13 protein-coding genes are annotated in these 15,922 nt (G+C 69.9%); 10 read left to right on the plus strand and 3 right to left on the minus strand.

Going from position 1 to position 15,922, the window contains the following annotated elements:
- Positions 1-40: 40 nt before the first annotated feature.
- Complete coding sequence (locus ON34_RS09625; RefSeq protein ID WP_040777263.1) at positions 41-694, minus strand: Uma2 family endonuclease; 654 nt, start codon at positions 692-694, stop codon at positions 41-43.
- A gap of 193 nt (positions 695-887) precedes the next feature.
- Entirely contained in the window at positions 888-1,646 is a 759-nt protein-coding gene (locus tag ON34_RS09630; protein ID WP_040777133.1) for an NUDIX hydrolase, read from the minus strand.
- A gap of 77 nt (positions 1,647-1,723) precedes the next feature.
- Between ON34_RS09630 and nadA the strand changes: the two genes are divergently transcribed.
- The 3 genes from nadA (at position 1,724) to nadC (ending at position 5,326) form a co-directional block, all read left to right on the plus strand.
- Entirely contained in the window at positions 1,724-2,767 is a 1,044-nt protein-coding gene (gene nadA / locus ON34_RS09635) for a quinolinate synthase NadA (RefSeq protein WP_040777136.1), read from the plus strand.
- A 61-nt stretch (positions 2,768-2,828) separates the two neighbouring features.
- Positions 2,829-4,400, plus strand: a complete 1,572-nt coding sequence (locus ON34_RS09640; RefSeq protein ID WP_040777138.1) for an L-aspartate oxidase — start codon at positions 2,829-2,831, stop codon at positions 4,398-4,400.
- Between the two features lie 65 nt (positions 4,401-4,465).
- Positions 4,466-5,326, plus strand: coding sequence for a carboxylating nicotinate-nucleotide diphosphorylase (gene nadC, locus ON34_RS09645; RefSeq protein WP_040777142.1), 861 nt, complete (start codon positions 4,466-4,468; stop codon positions 5,324-5,326).
- 4 nt (positions 5,327-5,330) lie between these two features.
- Here nadC and ON34_RS09650 read toward each other — a convergent pair whose 3' ends face one another.
- Positions 5,331-6,509, minus strand: coding sequence for a winged helix DNA-binding domain-containing protein (locus tag ON34_RS09650; RefSeq protein ID WP_040777267.1), 1,179 nt, complete (start codon positions 6,507-6,509; stop codon positions 5,331-5,333).
- Positions 6,510-6,713: 204 nt separating this feature from the next.
- Here ON34_RS09650 and ON34_RS09655 point away from each other — a divergent pair, with 204 nt between their 5' ends.
- The 7 genes from ON34_RS09655 to ON34_RS09685 all read left to right on the plus strand — a co-directional run bounded on the left by ON34_RS09655 (position 6,714) and on the right by ON34_RS09685 (position 15,886).
- On the plus strand, positions 6,714-7,664 hold the full coding sequence (locus ON34_RS09655; protein WP_218003865.1) for a ubiquinone/menaquinone biosynthesis methyltransferase: 951 nt from the start codon (positions 6,714-6,716) through the stop codon (positions 7,662-7,664).
- Between the two features lie 246 nt (positions 7,665-7,910).
- Positions 7,911-8,786 (plus strand): alpha/beta hydrolase family protein, encoded by an 876-nt coding sequence (locus ON34_RS09660; RefSeq protein ID WP_245547960.1) that lies wholly within the window; start codon positions 7,911-7,913, stop codon positions 8,784-8,786.
- 70 nt (positions 8,787-8,856) lie between these two features.
- A complete protein-coding gene (locus tag ON34_RS09665; RefSeq protein ID WP_040777151.1) occupies positions 8,857-9,723 on the plus strand; it encodes an arylamine N-acetyltransferase family protein in 867 nt (288 codons plus the stop codon).
- An 80-nt stretch (positions 9,724-9,803) separates the two neighbouring features.
- Positions 9,804-11,555, plus strand: coding sequence for a penicillin-binding transpeptidase domain-containing protein (locus tag ON34_RS09670; protein WP_040777270.1), 1,752 nt, complete (start codon positions 9,804-9,806; stop codon positions 11,553-11,555).
- Positions 11,556-11,655: 100 nt separating this feature from the next.
- Complete coding sequence (locus ON34_RS09675) at positions 11,656-13,260, plus strand: serine/threonine-protein kinase (RefSeq protein ID WP_051022324.1); 1,605 nt, start codon at positions 11,656-11,658, stop codon at positions 13,258-13,260.
- A gap of 158 nt (positions 13,261-13,418) precedes the next feature.
- Positions 13,419-14,756 (plus strand): histidinol dehydrogenase, encoded by a 1,338-nt coding sequence (hisD, locus tag ON34_RS09680; protein ID WP_040777157.1) that lies wholly within the window; start codon positions 13,419-13,421, stop codon positions 14,754-14,756.
- Positions 14,753-15,886: a histidinol-phosphate transaminase gene (locus ON34_RS09685; protein WP_083889267.1), complete on the plus strand. Its 1,134-nt coding sequence runs from the start codon at positions 14,753-14,755 to the stop codon at positions 15,884-15,886. The genes hisD and ON34_RS09685 overlap by 4 nt, the downstream gene beginning before the upstream one ends.
- The last annotated feature ends 36 nt before the right edge of the window (positions 15,887-15,922 follow it).

Genomic DNA, 15,922 nt, shown 5'->3' on the forward strand with positions numbered 1-15,922 from the left:
CATGTGCCGTTGATCATGGTCTGGTCGGCGTCGGAAGGTATCAGTAGTCGAGGTCGGACCAGGGGATGCGGATGGGGAACGGGAAGTCGATGTGGATGCCGTCGGTGGTCGCTGGGGTCCACTCGTCGGCCAGGAGATAGTTCGTTGGGTGCAGCGGCCGGACCCCAGCCGGAAGTTGGCCGTGGCCTGTCTCCAGCGCGTAGGCGCGGACGATCTCGATTCCGCGCGGATCGCGTGCCAGCCTGACCTCCCAGTACCACGGAATACCGGCGTCGGCGTATCGGGCCTTCTCGGCTTCGACATCCTTCGGTGTGTTCGATGGCGACAGGACTTCGCCCGCGAGTAGAACATCGCGCGCTCTGATGTCCTGGTATTCGGCTTCGAGGCAGCGGTAGACGAGGAAATCGGGAGTCACGAAGTCGGATTTACCGTTGGATCCCAGGAAGACATTCGTTTCCGTGGAGACTCGGAAACACCGCTCGCGGTGCTGGGACATTGCTTCGCGCGCCTGTTGTCGGAGGGTGCTCCAGAGCAGGTTCGTGTAGTCCTGGTGCTCGGCGGGACCGCGCCGGACCCAGACGACGCGGCCGTCCCAGAGCTCGATCTGGGAGGCGATCTCCTCCGGCAGGCGCTCGAGTTCCTCCCAGGTCATGTACTCGGGAAGCTCCGGCCGATCTACTCGCGGCGTGGACATGCCGCTCATGGTAGTCGGATAAGGCGCCGAAGAACGTCGCTCCGACCCTCGCCCGCGCGGTCTGCCGCCCCAGCGTGCCCGGACGAGATCAAGGAGGGATGGTCGATACGGCACCACGTTTCGTGCAGGTCCGGGCGACGAGCCGAACCTGCGCCGGGTCGGTGCGGCGGCAGACCCGGCGCGGCGGCCGCGCTCAGGATGGTGGCCGCAGTGCCGCGAATTCGTCCGTGACGCGCAGACCGGAGTCGGTGAAGCGGTAGACGGCGGCGGGGCGGCCGCCCGCGCGGCCGGGGGCGGCGGTGGCGCCGGTGGGGGTGATCACCTTGCGGCGGGAAAGGACCCGCTGGAGGTTCGTGGTGTCCACGTCGTAACCCAATGCAGCGCAATAGATTTCGCGCAAGGTTGACATCGTGAACCGCTCGGGGGCCAGCGCGAAGGCGATGTTGGTGTAGGACAGCTTCGCGGCCAAGCGGGTGCGGGCGTGGTCGACCACGGTGCGGTGGTCGAAGGACATGTCCGGCAGCGCGGAGACCGGATGCCAGGCGGTGTCCGGCGGTAGCCGCGGGTCGGCGGTGAGCGGCACCAGGCCGAGGTAGGCCGAGGCGATGCGCCGCGGGCTCGGCACCCGGTCGGGGGCGCTGAACACGGAGAGCTGTTCGAGATGGGCCAGCTCGCGCACGTCGACCTTCTCGGCGAGCTGGCGGCGTGCGGAGGTGTCGAGGTCCTCGTCGTCACCGAGCCGGCCGCCGGGCAGCGACCAGGTGCCCTTCTGTGGGTCCAGTGCGCGTTCCCACAGCAACACCGCCAGTTCGGTTCGCTGGTCGGGTGGGCAACGTCGCAGCACGTCTTCCGTGCGGTCCGCGGAGCTTCTAGCTGCGGTGATGTCGGCAGGGAAGCGGCGAACCTGGAACACCGCGGTGAGTGATTCGTGGATGGTGCTACTATGGGGCACGTTTTCGATTATAAGTCGAAAACCTGGTTTGGTGCGAATCGGCGCGGTAGCCGACCGCACGAGGAAGGGAGCCATCCATGGCGACGACGGGTGCGAAGCTGGCGCCCCCGCTGATGGGGCAGGTGTTCGACGGACCCGCGGGGTTCGCCGGAGTCGAGGCGACGCCGGAATGGGCGCAGGAGGTCAAGCGACTGGCCAGGGAGCGCAACGCGACCATTCTCGCGCACAACTATCAGCTACCGGAGATCCAGGACGTGGCCGACCACGTCGGCGACTCGCTGGCGCTGTCGCGGATCGCGGCGGAGGCGCCGGAGGACACGATCGTGTTCTGCGGGGTGCACTTCATGGCCGAGACGGCCAAGATCCTCAGCCCGGCCAAGACCGTCCTCATCCCGGATCAGCGCGCCGGATGCTCGCTCGCGGACTCCATCACCGCCGACGAACTGCGCGCCTGGAAAGCCGAGCACCCGAACGCGGTGGTCGTCTCGTACGTGAACACCACCGCCGAGGTGAAGGCGCTCACCGACATCTGCTGCACCTCCTCCAACGCGGTGGACGTGGTGGCCTCGATCGATCCGGACCGGGAGGTGCTGTTCCTGCCGGACCAATTCCTCGGCGCGCACGTCAAGCGGGTCACCGGACGGGCGAACATGCACATCTGGGCCGGCGAGTGCCACGTGCACGCGGGCATCAACGGCGACGAGCTGACCGAGCAGGCGCGCACCCACCCGGACGCGGAGCTGTTCGTGCACCCCGAATGCGGTTGCGCCACCTCGGCGCTGTACCTGGCGGGCGAGGGCGCGTTCCCGGCCGAGCGGGTGCACATCCTGTCCACCGGCGGCATGATCGACGCGGCCAAGGCGGCGAAGTCGAACCAGGTGCTGGTGGCCACCGAGGTCGGCATGCTGCACCAGTTGCGCAAGGCCGCGCCCGGTATCGACTTCCAGGCCGTGAACGACCGCGCCTCGTGCAAATACATGAAGATGATCACCCCGGCGGCGCTGCTGCGCTGCCTGGTCGAGGGACGCGACGAGGTTCACGTCGATCCGGAAACCGCCGCGCTGGGCCGTAATTCGGTGCAGCGGATGATCGCGATCGGCAATCCCGGCGGCGGTGAATGAGTTTCATCGGGGTGGCCGGTCCGGCTGATTCGCGGGTCGGCGGACAGAGAGGCACGGGCCGATGACATCCCGGCTTTCGATCGACTGGGAGGCCGAGGCGGACCTGGTCGTGATCGGCGGCGGCGTCGCGGGGCTGACCGCGGCGCGCACCGCGTCACTGCGTGGCCTGCGGGTGCTCACGCTCAGCAAAGGCGGTCCGACCGACACGTCCACCCAGTACGCCCAGGGCGGTATCGCGGTGGTGGCGCCGCATGGCGATTCGGTCGAATCGCACGTGCACGACACCGTGGAAGCGGGCGCGGGGCTGTGCGACGTGGACGCCGTGCGCTCGATCGTCGAGGGCGGCCGAGCCGCGGTGGCCGCGCTGACCGATCTCGGCGCGGTGTTCGACCTCGGCCGGGACGGCCAGATCTCCCGGACCAGGGAAGGCGGCCACAGCACCCGCCGGATCATCCACGCCGGCGGCGACGCGACCGGCGCCGAGGTGCAGCGGGCGCTGAACGAGGCCGGTCTGCCGGTGCTGTTCGGGGCCGCGGTGGGGCAGATCGTCACCGGGCGCGGCGGCGTCCAGGGTGTGGTCGCGGTGTCGGACAACGGGTTCGGCGTCGTCCACGCGCCTGCGGTGCTGCTGGCCACCGGCGGGCTCGGCCAGTTGTACGCGCTGAGCACCAATCCGCCCGGCGCCACCGGCGACGGCATCGCGCTCGCGCTGTGGGCCGGTGCCGCGGTCGCCGATCTCGAGTTCGTGCAGTTCCATCCGACCGTGCTCTACACCCCCGGCGGGGTGGGACGCAGGCCGCTGATCAGCGAGGCGGTTCGCGGTGAAGGCGCGAGACTCGTCGATACCGAAGGCAATTCGGTGACCGAGGGGTTGCATCCGCGTGGCGATCTCGCGCCGCGCGATGTGGTCTCGCGCGCCATCGCCGCGCGCATGCGGGCACTCGGCACCGAGCACGTCTATCTCGACGCGCGCTCGATCGACCACTTCCCGCAACGGTTTCCGACGATCACCGCCTCCTGCCTCGCCGCGGGCATCGATCCGCGCGCGGACCTGATCCCGGTCGCACCCGCCGCGCACTATCAGTGCGGCGGGGTCGTCACCGATACCCACGGCCGCACCGGAGTGCCCGGCCTGTACGCGGCGGGTGAGGTGGCGCGCACCGGCCTGCACGGGGCGAACCGGTTGGCCTCCAACAGCTTGCTCGAGGGTTTGGTGGTCGGCGAGCGCGCTGGAGCCGCCGCGGCCGAGCGGCTCGGCGGGCGGGCGGGCGTCGCCGAGATCCCGGCGCGCGTCGCCGAGCATGCCGATCGCGACATCGTGCAGCGCTTGATGACCACGCACGCCTCGGTGGTCCGCGACGGTGCTGGTCTCGCCGAAGCGCTCAAACGGCTCGACGACGTGGTCACCCGGCGCGACACGCTCACCGGCTCCGCACACCCGGTCGCCGGGATCGAGGACGCCGCCCTCACCCTGGCGGCGCGCACGCTTCTGCTGGCCGCCCTCGCCCGCACCGAAAGCCGCGGCTGTCACACCCGCTCGGACCACCCGGATCTCGTGGCCGGACTCCGCCGCGGCCTCCCGATCCGGTTGAACGACGAGGGCGCCCCCGAATTCCTAGCACCCATTCCCTGAACACAGCCGTCGAGCAGGACCTTCGGAATCCATCGTGTCCGGCTCGGCGAGAGAGGAGCGCTCCGATGGCGCTGGACGCCGGTCTGGATCGTGACGAGGTACTGCGGATCATCCGCGCCGCGCTGGACGAGGATCTGCGCTACGGCCCGGATGTCACCACGGTGGCCACCGTGCCCGCCGACGCGGTCGTGAAGGCGTCGGTGGTGTCGCGGCAGCCGGGTACCGTCGCGGGGCTCGACGCCGGGCTGCTCGTGCTCGATGAGGTGATCGGCGCGGGCGAGTACGAGGTCACCGAGCGCGTGGCCGACGGAACCCGGGTGACGCCGAACCAGTCCGTGTTGACCGTGCTCGCGCCGACCCGCGGCCTGCTCACCGCCGAGCGCACCATGCTCAACCTGGTGTGCCATCTCTCCGGCATCGCCACCGCGACGGCCGCCTGGGTCGACGCGGTCGCGGGCACCCGGTGCCGCATCCGCGACAGCCGCAAGACGTTGCCCGGGCTGCGCGCGCTGCAGAAGTACGCCGTCCGCGTCGGCGGCGGCGTCAATCACCGCATGGGTCTCGGCGACGCCGCCCTGATCAAGGACAACCATGTGGTCGCGGCGGGCTCGGTCGTCGAGGCGCTGCGCGCGGTCCGCGCCACTGCCCCCGGCCTCCCCTGCGAAGTCGAAGTCGACAGCCTCGACCAGCTCGACGCCGTGCTCGCGGAAAACGTGGAACTCGTCCTGCTGGACAACTTCCCGCTCTGGCAGACCCAGGCCGCGGTGCAACGCCGCAACGCCACGGCGCCGGCAACAAAACTGGAATCCTCCGGCGGCCTGACCCTCGACGTCGCCGCCGACTACGCCCGCACCGGCGTCGACTACCTCGCCGTCGGCGCGCTCACCCACTCGGTCCACGTCCTCGACCTCGGGCTGGACATGTAGGCGATCAGGCGGTGAGTTCGCGTTCCAGCGGTGTCCGGAATCGCGGAATGGCGCGTACCTCGCCGAACCAGTGGGTGGTTCGCTTGGCTTGCGCGGCGATCAGCGATTCGGCGTCTGTGCCGATGTCCTCGAGCAGGCGGTAGACGATCTTGCCGTCTTTGCGCTGCGCCCAGCCGCCGACGATGCGCCCGTTCCACCAGACCGTCGGGCCGATATTGCCGTTGCGGTCGAACAGGCTCGGTCCGTGCGGGCCGAGAAACCAGTCCCGTGCCTGCCAGCCCATCGGGGTGGGGTCGAGCGCGGGCAGCAGCGCCGCCCATGGTTCCGGGGCCGCGACGGGCTCGAGATCGTCGGCGAGCAGCACACCGGTGACGCCGTCCAGGTCGACTTCGACCAGGTCGAGCGCGCCGAGCGCCGCGCGGACCTCGCCCAGCGTCCAGCCGGTCCACCACTTGATGTCGGACACCGGCGCCGGGCCGAAGGCACGCAACCAGCGCCGGACCAGCTCGACACGGGCCTCCGCGGCGGACATCGCCGCGACACCGTCCGGCAACCACGATTCGATCGGCGCCCAAGTGTACTGGCTGCTGGTCCAGCCGCCGTTCGGCCTGCCGCGCACGATGCGGCCCTCGCAGCCCAGCGTCACCAGCACCCAGGTGGTGATGTTCGTCGGCTTCGAATACGCCTTGTCCGGCGCGATATTCACCTGCGTGCGCAGCCGGGGGACGTCCTTGCTCAGCTGCGCGCCGGTCGCCGATCCCCGCTCCAGCAGCGCCTTGTGCGTCTCGGCTTCCACCTCGGCGAGCCAGCCCTGCACGTCGCCGTCGCCGACGCCCGCCTGCGCGAGGTACTTGCCGTAGGTGCGACGCTGCTTGTGCGCCAGCGCATCCGCGCACGACGCCTGCAGGATCGGGACCAGGTCGACCGGCACGACGAACATGGTGCGGCGCATCGCCAGCATGCGCAGCAGGGACCGGTCCTCGTAGAGTGCCCGCTCGACATCCGCCGGGGCGAGGCCGTCGCCGCGCGCCGCGACCGAAAGGAAGACGGTGGCCGGATCGGTCGCGTGCAGCGCCACGACCGACTTGGCGATCTCGGCGATCTCGGCGGACCGTTCCGAAGTCGCGAGCCGGTGCCGCACCGCCAACCGGGCGCGCCGCTCGGCGGTATCAATCGAACGCATAGGCGAATCGTAGCGTTCCGCCGGTCGTGTCGGTGGATCGCCTGGGACCTCGGCGATCTGCCGCAGACCTGTGCGCGGCCGAGCACCGTTGCCTCGAATGGTGCGCGCGGATCCTCGGCCGTGCAGCACCGGATCCTCGGTGATCGGTTCGGCGACCGCCGCGCGGCATGTCGATGACGCGGCTACAGTGACCAGCGCAACGGTATGCCCACCCCGTCCGCAAAAGCATTGCCGCGCAAAGCATTCCGCTCGCTCCGTAGCTGCTTCCACAATTTCGGCGCGCTGTCCTCCCTGGCACCTCCTGACCCGGCTCTGATCGGCGTGGCGCTCACCGTACCGTCGTACGAGAGCAGCAGTTGCCATGCCGGGTCACGGAAGCGCATCCGCGATCCCGTGCCTGGTCCGACCGTACGAGTGGGCAATGTACCGACCAGAGAGGTCCGAGAGATGACAAGTGACCGACTAGCTCACGGCAAAGGCTCCGACGTGCACGGGATCTTCGAGAAGATCGCCGGATACTACGACCGGATGAACTTCGTCATGACGCTCGGCCGTCATGCACGATGGTGCCGTGAAGTAGCCGAGCGTGTCGCACCGCCCACAGGTGGTCAGCTCTTGGACATCGCCACGGGGACAGGTGTGATCGCCCTGGAGGCGGCGCGGAGGTACCCCACCGTCACCGTGACAGGTGTCGACTTCTCGGAAGAGATGTTGACGCGCGCAATGACCAAGCCGGGGGCGGACACGGTTCGATGGCGCCATGCGGATGCGGCCAGTTTGCCATTCGAGGACGAGTCTTTCGACGGGATCACGGAAGGCTATCTCCTCCGCAATGTCGAAGACCTGGTCGGAGTTCTTCGTGAACAGTACCGAGTCCTCAAGCCGGGCGGCCGGATCGTCATACTCGAAACCTGCCCTCCGAGCGGCCCGGTGAAGCCGGTCGTGGAGTGGGGAATGCGCACCATCGTTCCGCTGCTGGGGCAGGTAGTGGCTCGCGACCGGTCGTCCTACACCTATCTCGAATCCAGCACGCTAACCTTCGATTCACCACAGCAGGTCGCCGATGTGCTGAGCGGACTCGGGTTCCAGGACATCGGGTGGAGCAAGAAATTCTTCGGCACCAACGTCATTCTGTGGGCCACCAAGTCGCGATGACGAGATTCACGTGCCGAGCCGCTGCCGGGTGAAGCCACCGGCAGGGCCGACGTGCGGCCGTTCCTGGTGTGCCCCCACGAAAACCGGGTCGGTGGGAGCCGCGGCGCGTGCCATGATTCGAGCATGAGGCGCTGGTATCCGGTGTTCGTGGTGTGTTGTGTTCTCGTGAGCTTGTTCGTGGGGAGCCTTGCTGCACAGCGTGTTTCGGCGAATCCGGCCTGCGTGGCGGGCGTAGTGGTCCGACCCGTGACGCTGAGCGTCGACGGGGAGAACGCGACCGGCCGGGTCTACGAGCCATACCGCTGCGCCGAAGGCGACGTGACGGCGCAGGCGCTCGTGGTAGCCGTGCACGGGCACGACGGGTCCTCGGCCGATTTCGCCGACTACCTCGCCTCGATCGCGCGGCGCACCGCGACCCCGATCCTGTCGATGGATCTGCGCTCGGCGGAAAGCGTGTGGCGCCCGGGGGAATGGAATCTATGGGCGGGGTGGCGCGACATCGTCGCCGCGACCGCCTGGTATCAGGACGCCCATCGATCCATCACCCGCACCGTGCTGTGGGGCTGGAGCCAGGGCGGCATCACCAGCGGTCTCGCGGTGGCGCACGGTCCGCGCGGCATGTTCGACTACTGGGTCGACAACTACGGCCCGGCCGACGATTTCACCATGTGGCTGGGTGCGGGTTCGGTGGATTCCGCTCTGCCGGGACAGATCGAGCGCGATGCGGGCGGTTGTCCTCCGGCCACCTGCCCGCTGGCCTACGCCGAGCGTTCGCCCGCGCTGCTGGCGAACCGGATGGACGTGCGGCGCGCGTTGCTCGTCCACGGCACCGCCGACGACGTGGTGCCCTACGCCACGAGCGTGGAGATGCGCGCCGGGCTCCTCGCCGCGGGCAAACCCACCTCGATGTACACCGTCGTCACCGGCCGCGATCTGACCGGGCAGGTGGTTCCCGGCGACCACAGCGTCGGCCCGGCCTTCTTCGAGGGCGGCTGCGTCGTGGAACGCCTGCTGCTCGGCACGGAGCCGGTCGACGGCCCCGACCGCGACTATGTCGTCGATGTCGCACACGGCGTCGTCACCGCTCCGTCCGCCCCGCCGGGCGCCAAGTGCGCGGCGTAAGGCAAGCGGGGAACAGGATCGCGGCGCGGAGCGGTTGATCACGAGAGACCGACAACGAAGTGAGGACGCGATGACGAAGCCGACCGACCCGGCCTACCACTGGAACGGCGCCGATCTCGACCTGGACGCCTATCTGGCCCGGATCGGCTTCGACGGCGAGCGCGCCCCCACGGTGGCGACGCTGCATCAGCTGGTGCGGGCGCACACCACCGCGATCCCGTTCGAGAACCTGGAGATCATCCTCGGCCGCTCGATCGAGCTTGATCTGGCGACCTTGCAGGACAAGCTCGTCCGGCGCCGCCGCGGCGGCTACTGCTACGAGAACGTCGGACTGTTCGCCGCGGCGCTGGAGCGGCTCGGGTTCGGCGTCACCGGCCTCAGCGGCCGGGTGAGCATGGGCGCGGGCACGGGGTTGCGGCCCGCCACCCACGCCCTGCTGCGTGTGACGACCGCCGATGACGACCGAATCTGGCTGTGCGATGTCGGCTTCGGCGCCGGTCCGCTCGCGCCCATCGAGTTGTCCATGGAGACGGGCGAATTCACCGCGGGGGAGTGGAAGTTCCGTCTGGAACGCAGGCTCGGCGAGTTGGATTCCGACTTGTGGGTGCTGCACCAGTTCGGCCGGGAAGGTTGGGTCGACCGGCACAGTTTCACCCTGAACCCGCAGTACCGCATCGACTACGTCGTCGGCAATCATTTCGTCTCGACTTCGCCGCGTTCCCCGTTCACCACGCGGCCGTTCGTGCAGCGCTTCCACCCGGACGCGCACCACGTGCTGGACGGCACCACCCTCGTCACCGAGTATCCCGACGGCACGAGCGACACACGGGAGTTGGAACCGGCCGAGCTGCCCAAGATCCTCGCCGAGGTGTTCGACATCGACCTCACCGAGGCGGACGCCGCCGCGTTGGCCGAGGCCCCCTGGTCCCGCGACTGACACCGCGGCCTGATGGGCCGAGTGGAGGGGAGGCGGCAGCCTACGCCGTCGGCGCGGTGCGGGCCGATAGTGTCGACGGCGTGCGTACCAACCGGAACCCTCTCGTCCTGTTCGCCGCACCGGTGCTCGTGCTCGCCGCCTGCTCGTCCGGACCGGAGCAGCCCGACACCGTAGCGGGGCAGTTCGCCGAGGCGCTCAATCGCGACGACATCGCCGCGGCCGCCGCGCTCACCGACAACCCGGCCGCGGCGTCCGACACGCTCGGCAAGCTCTACGACGGGCTCGGCAAGGAGGTGCGTTTCGAGGTCGGCTCGGTCGACGACAACCGCTTCGCGCTGGCCGCGACCTGGAAGCTGGGCGAGGACGGCAAAACCGAGTGGACCTACACGACCAACGGCACCGCGAGCGACAGCGGTGCGGGGTGGAAGGTGAAGTGGGATCCCGCCACCCTCGCCCCCGGCCTGGCTTCGGGGCCGTTGAGCTACGGCCGGGTCTATCCGAAACCGGCCCGCGTTCTCGATTCCACCGGTGGCGAGTTGATGACCGAGCAGGTCGTCACGCTGGTGAACATCGCCCCGGGCGCCGACCTCGCGGCGGTGGCCGACCTGCTCGGTCCGCTCGCCTCCGGCCTCACCACGCAGTCGCTGCACGCCGAACTGGTCCAGGCGCAAGGAAAGCCGGTCACCGCGATCACCCTGCGCGAAACGGATATCGCCCCGATCGAAGATCGGCTCGCCGCGCTGCCGGGCGTCACTCTCGCGCCGCAGACCCGGTTGCTGACGACCGATAAAGCGCTGGCCGCACCGACCCTGTCCGGGCTCGCCGAATTGTGGCAGGAATCCGCCGACGCGAACGCGGGCTGGGCGGTGCGCGCCCAGACGCCGGAGGGCACCCAGCGCGTCGCCGGGAAGGACCCGACGCCCACCGCCGACATCGCGACCACCCTCGACGTCGGTCTCCAACGCGCGGCGGAGGCGGCGCTCGCGCCGATCGCGCAGCCCGCCGCGATCGTCGCCCTGCGGCCTTCGACCGGCGACGTGGTCGCGGTCGCGCAGAACGCCGCGGCCGACGCGCAGGGCCCGATCGCGCTGACCGGCCTGTACCCGCCCGGCTCGACGTTCAAGACGGTCACCGTCTCCGCCGCGCTGCAGGCGGGCACGGTCACACCCGATACCCGGGTGGCCTGCCCGGGCACCGCGAACATCGAGGGCCGCCGCATCCCCAACGACAACAATTTCGATTTGGGCACGGTGCCGCTGCACACCGCTTTCGCGCGGTCCTGCAACACGACGATGGGCGCGCTCGGGGTGAAACTGCCCGCCGACGCCATGACGAAAGCGGCGGCACAGCTCGGGCTGGGCATCGATTACGTCACACCGGGCCTGACAACTGTCACCGGAAAAGTGCCACCGGCCGACACGTCCGCACTGCGGGTGGAGTCGGCGATCGGTCAAGGGCAAGTGACAGCCTCTCCGTTCGGCATGGCACTGCTCGCCGCCTCGATCGCGCGCGGCGCGGTGCCCGCGCCCACCCTGGTCGCGGGGCGGCCCGGTACGCCGGACCGGGCGCAGGACGCGCTGCCGCCCGCCGTCGCCGACCAGCTGAAATCCATGATGCGCGAGACGATCACCGGCGGCACGGCGACGCAGTTGCGCGATATTCCTGGACTGCTCGGCAAGACCGGCACCGCGGAATACATCGACGACACCCACGCGCACGGTTGGTTCGTCGGCATCGACGGTGACCTGGCATTCGCGGCCTTTGTCAGTGATGCGGGCAGTTCGGCTCCCGCGGTGGAGGCCGCAGGCCGGATGCTGCGGGCGACGCGATAGTCCGTTTCGGGCGTTTTGGGCCCGGAACATGGCCCGGCTGACGCGTGCGAGCATTCCAGCGCCCGCTACACTCATCCCCGGACCGCGTGAAGTTATCAATATGCGGGATGTCACGATTTCGAGAAGGTTCGGAGTAGGCGCCATCGATACCGGTCAGTTGATCGCGGAGCATTACCGCCTGGTCGAGCGGATTGGTAGCGGCGGCACGGGCGTGGTCTGGCGTGCCGTCGACGAACGCCTCCAGCGCTCCGTGGCCGTCAAGCAGATCCACATCCAGCCGAGCCTGCCCGAGGCCGAACGGGACGTGGTGCGTCAGCGCGCCATCCGGGAAGCCCGCAACGCCGCCCGCTTCCAGCATCCGAACGCGATCGTCGTGTTCGACATCACCGAGCACGAGGGCGACCCCTGCCTGGTGATGGAGTACCTGAAGTCCAAGAGCCTCGCCGCGGTGATCGCCGCGCAGGGCACGCTCCCGCTGACCCAGGTCGCGCGGATCGGCGAGCAGGTCGCCTCGGCGCTGATCGCCGCGCACCAGGCGGGCATCGTGCACCGCGACGTGAAGCCGGGCAACATCCTGCTCGACGACCACGGCACGGTGAAGATCACCGACTTCGGCATTTCCCGCGCGACCGGCGACGTCACGCTCACCGAGACCGGGCTGATCTGCGGCACCGCCGCCTATCTGGCGCCGGAGATGGCCCGCGGCGCCGATCCGACGCCGGCGTCCGACGTGTTCGCGCTGGGTGCCACGCTGTTTCACGCGCTGGAGGGCGAACCGCCCTATGGCGGCGGCTCCAACCCGCTCGCGGTGCTCTACGCCGCCGCCAACGGTCAGGTGAGCGAGCCGCGCAACGCCGGTCCCGCAACGGATTTCCTGCTCGACCTGCTCAGCCCCGAACCGGCCGAACGCCCGAGCATGCGGGTGGCGCGCCAGCAGCTCGCCATGTTCGCCGACGCCGGTCCCGCGCCGGTGGCCGCCGGATTCGTCCCGGCCAGTGAGGCTTTCACCCGGCCCAGAGCGGGCGAGCCGGAATCGGCCACCCGCGCGCTGCGCACGTCGGCGATGTCCTCGGCGCCCTACACGCCGACCGAACGGCGTCCGCGTCCGGCGCCGTCGCGCCCCGCCGTGCAGCACGACACCGCGGCACATCCCCCGACCATGGCGCAGCCGCGCCCACAGGCCGAGCGGCGGTCGGGCGGCAAGCGGCGCGCCGTGCTGATCGGCGCGCTGGTGGGCGCGGTCGCCGCCATCTCGGCGCTGCTGATCAGCGCGTTCAGCCAGTCCGGCGGTGACTCGCCGAGTCCGCAGGCGAATCCGCCGTCGGCGACCGCGACGACCAAGCCCGGCTCGACCTCGACCGTCGCCGCCGAGCTCGGTCGCACCCCGAGCTCGGGTGAGCGGGTCGACATCGGAGCGGCAGGCGGCCTGATCGAGCAGTTCTACAGCGATCCGGGTGCCTCCTGGAGCCTGCTCACGCCCGCCGCGCAGAAGGTTTACGGCAACGAGCAGAGCTTCCGTCAGTACTGGGGGGCGCGCACCATCGACACCTTCGCCACCATCGAGGCCGCGCGGCGCACGAACAACGACGACGGGTCGGTCGACATGCGACTGGCCAGCCTCACTATCGAGGGCCAGACCAAGGGCCTGACGCTGCGCGTGGTCAGCTCCGGTGGGCGTCTGCTCATCGATAGCGATACCCGTTAGGCATCGGTGAAGTAACCGGCGCGGTGCCTTCCTGGCACTCGCGTCCGCGCTCGGCCCGGCGCCGCCTGTGGCCGGATCGGGGGTCCGGTCGCGTCGATTAGGCTGGAGCTGCAACTTTCCTGTTGCGGAATCAGCTGGAGACAAGGAACCGACACCTCATGACAACCCGCATCGAGCTCGCCCGCGTCGATCTGCGCGGTCGTACTCCCTCCGTTGCCGAGCTGCGCGCCGCGCTGCCCCGCGGGGGAGTCGACGTCGACTCGGTGCTGCATCAGGTGCGTCCGGTGGTCGAGGCGATCCGCGATCACGGTGTGTCGGCGGCCTTGGAGTTCAGCGAGCGGTTCGACGGTGTGATCCCGGCGACAGTGCGGGTCCCCGCCGCCGAGCTGGACGCCGCGCTGGACCGGCTGGACCCGGCGGTGCGCGCGGCCCTGGAGGAGTCCATCGCCAGGGCCCGCAAGGTGCACGCCGATCAGCGGCGCACCGACAAGACCACCGAGGTGGTACCGGGCGGCACCGTCACCGAGCGCTGGGTGCCCGTCGAGCGGGTGGGCCTGTACGTGCCGGGCGGTAACGCCGTCTACCCGTCCAGCGTCGTGATGAACGTGGTACCCGCGCAGACCGCGGGCGTCGGCTCGCTGGTGGTCGCCTCGCCGCCGCAGGCGCAGTTCGGTGGGCTGCCGCACCCGACCATCCTGGCCGCCGCGCGGCTGCTCGAGGTCGACGAGGTGTGGGCGGTCGGCGGCGCTCAGGGCGTCGCGCTGCTGTCCTACGGCGGCGTCGACACCGACGGCGCGCAGCTGGAGCCGGTCGATCTGATCACCGGCCCCGGCAACATCTACGTCACCGCGGCCAAGCGGCTGTGCCGCGGCCTGGTCGGCATCGATGCCGAGGCGGGCCCCACCGAGATCGCGATCCTGGCCGACGCGACCGCCGATCCGGTGCACGTGGCCGCCGACCTGATCAGTCAGGCAGAGCACGACGTGCTGGCCGCCAGCGTGCTGGTCACCGACAGCGCGCAGCTGGCCGACGCGGTGGACGCGGCGCTCACCGCGCAGCTGACCGTGGTCAAGCACGCGCACCGGGTGAGCGAGGCGTTGCGCGGCAAGCAGTCCGGCACGGTCCTGGTCGACGACATCGAGCAGGGCCTGCGCGTGGTGAACGCCTACGCCGCCGAGCACTTGGAGATCCAGACCGCCGACGCGCCCGCGGTCGCGGCCAGGGTGCGCAGCGCGGGCGCGGTGTTCGTCGGCGCGTACGCGCCGGTCAGCCTCGGCGACTATTGCGCGGGTTCCAATCACGTGCTGCCCACGGCGGGCTGCGCGCGGCACTCGTCGGGTTTGAGCGTGCAGACCTTCCTGCGGGGCATCCACGTCGTGGAGTACACCGAGGCGGCGCTGAAGGATGTCGCCGGTCACGTGGTGGCGCTGGCGAACGCCGAAGACCTGCCCGCGCACGGCCAAGCGGTCCAGGCGCGTTTCGAGGCGCTGTCGTGACGGGGGCGGTGCGCGCGCCCGGCGCGAACGTGACCCTGGACGACCTGCCATTGCGGCCGAACCTGCGCGGCAAGAAGCCTTACGGCGCACCGCAGTTGACGGTCCCCGTACAGCTGAACACGAACGAGAACCCGCACCCGCCGAGCCGGGCGCTGATCGACGACGTGGCCGAATCGATCCGCGCGGCCGCCGCGGACCTGCACCGTTACCCGGACCGCGACGCCGTCGCGCTGCGCGGCGACCTGGCGGGATACCTGACCACGCAGACGGGCGTCGCGGTGCACACCGGCAACGTGTGGGCCGCCAACGGTTCCAACGAGATCCTGCAGCAGCTGTTGCAGGCGTTCGGCGGCCCCGGCCGCAGCGCCCTTGGTTTCGTGCCGTCGTACTCGATGCACCCGATCATCTCCGAGGGCATCGACACCGAGTGGATCGAGGCGAAGCGCAACGCCGACTTCTCCCTCGACGTCGACCACGCGCTGGCCGCCATCGCCGAGCGCGCGCCCGACGTGGTCTTCGTGACCAGCCCGAACAATCCCACCGGGCACAGCATTCCGCAGTCGGATCTGGCCCGCATCCTGGACGCCGCGCCCGGGATCGTGGTGGTCGACGAGGCCTACGGTGAGTTCTCCGCGCAGCCGAGCGCCATCGGTCTGATCGACCGATTCCCGGCCAAGCTGGTGGTCACCAGGACGATGAGCAAGGCGTTCGCGTTCGCCGGAGGTCGCCTGGGTTACCTGGTGGCCGCACCCGCGGTGATCGACGCGATGCTGCTGGTGCGGCTGCCCTATCACCTGTCGGTGGTCACCCAGGCCGCCGCGCGCGCGGCCCTGCGGCACGCCGACGAGACCCTCGGCAGTGTCGCCGAGCTTGCCGCGCAGCGTGATCGGGTCGCGGCGGCGCTGCGGGAAATGGGTTTCGACGTCATCCCCAGTGACGCCAATTTCCTGCTGTTCGGCCGCTTCGCCGACGCCCCGCGCACCTGGCAGCGCTATCTGGATCACGGTGTGCTGATCCGCGATGTCGGCATCCCCGGCTATCTGCGCACCACCATCGGCCTCGCCGCCGAGAACGACGAACTGCTGAAGGTCAGTGCGGCGCTGGCGGGCACCGACCTCGCACCGCGATGACCCAGCGCCGGAAAACCTCCGGCGACAACCCGATTG

It is taken from the genome of Nocardia pneumoniae NBRC 100136 (genome assembly GCF_000308755.1).
GTDB lineage: Bacteria > Actinomycetota > Actinomycetes > Mycobacteriales > Mycobacteriaceae > Nocardia > Nocardia pneumoniae.

Coding starts and splice junctions, on each gene's coding strand:
- ON34_RS09625 (WP_040777263.1), bottom strand. CDS start 694: ATGTCCACGCCGCGAGTAGATCGGCCGGAGCTTCCCGAGTACATGACC.
- nadA (WP_040777136.1), top strand. CDS start 1,724: ATGGCGACGACGGGTGCGAAGCTGGCGCCCCCGCTGATGGGGCAGGTG.
- ON34_RS09640 (WP_040777138.1), top strand. CDS start 2,829: ATGACATCCCGGCTTTCGATCGACTGGGAGGCCGAGGCGGACCTGGTC.
- nadC (WP_040777142.1), top strand. CDS start 4,466: ATGGCGCTGGACGCCGGTCTGGATCGTGACGAGGTACTGCGGATCATC.
- ON34_RS09650 (WP_040777267.1), bottom strand. CDS start 6,509: ATGCGTTCGATTGATACCGCCGAGCGGCGCGCCCGGTTGGCGGTGCGG.
- ON34_RS09655 (WP_218003865.1), top strand. CDS start 6,714: ATGCCCACCCCGTCCGCAAAAGCATTGCCGCGCAAAGCATTCCGCTCG.
- ON34_RS09665 (WP_040777151.1), top strand. CDS start 8,857: ATGACGAAGCCGACCGACCCGGCCTACCACTGGAACGGCGCCGATCTC.
- ON34_RS09675 (WP_051022324.1), top strand. CDS start 11,656: ATGCGGGATGTCACGATTTCGAGAAGGTTCGGAGTAGGCGCCATCGAT.
- hisD (WP_040777157.1), top strand. CDS start 13,419: ATGACAACCCGCATCGAGCTCGCCCGCGTCGATCTGCGCGGTCGTACT.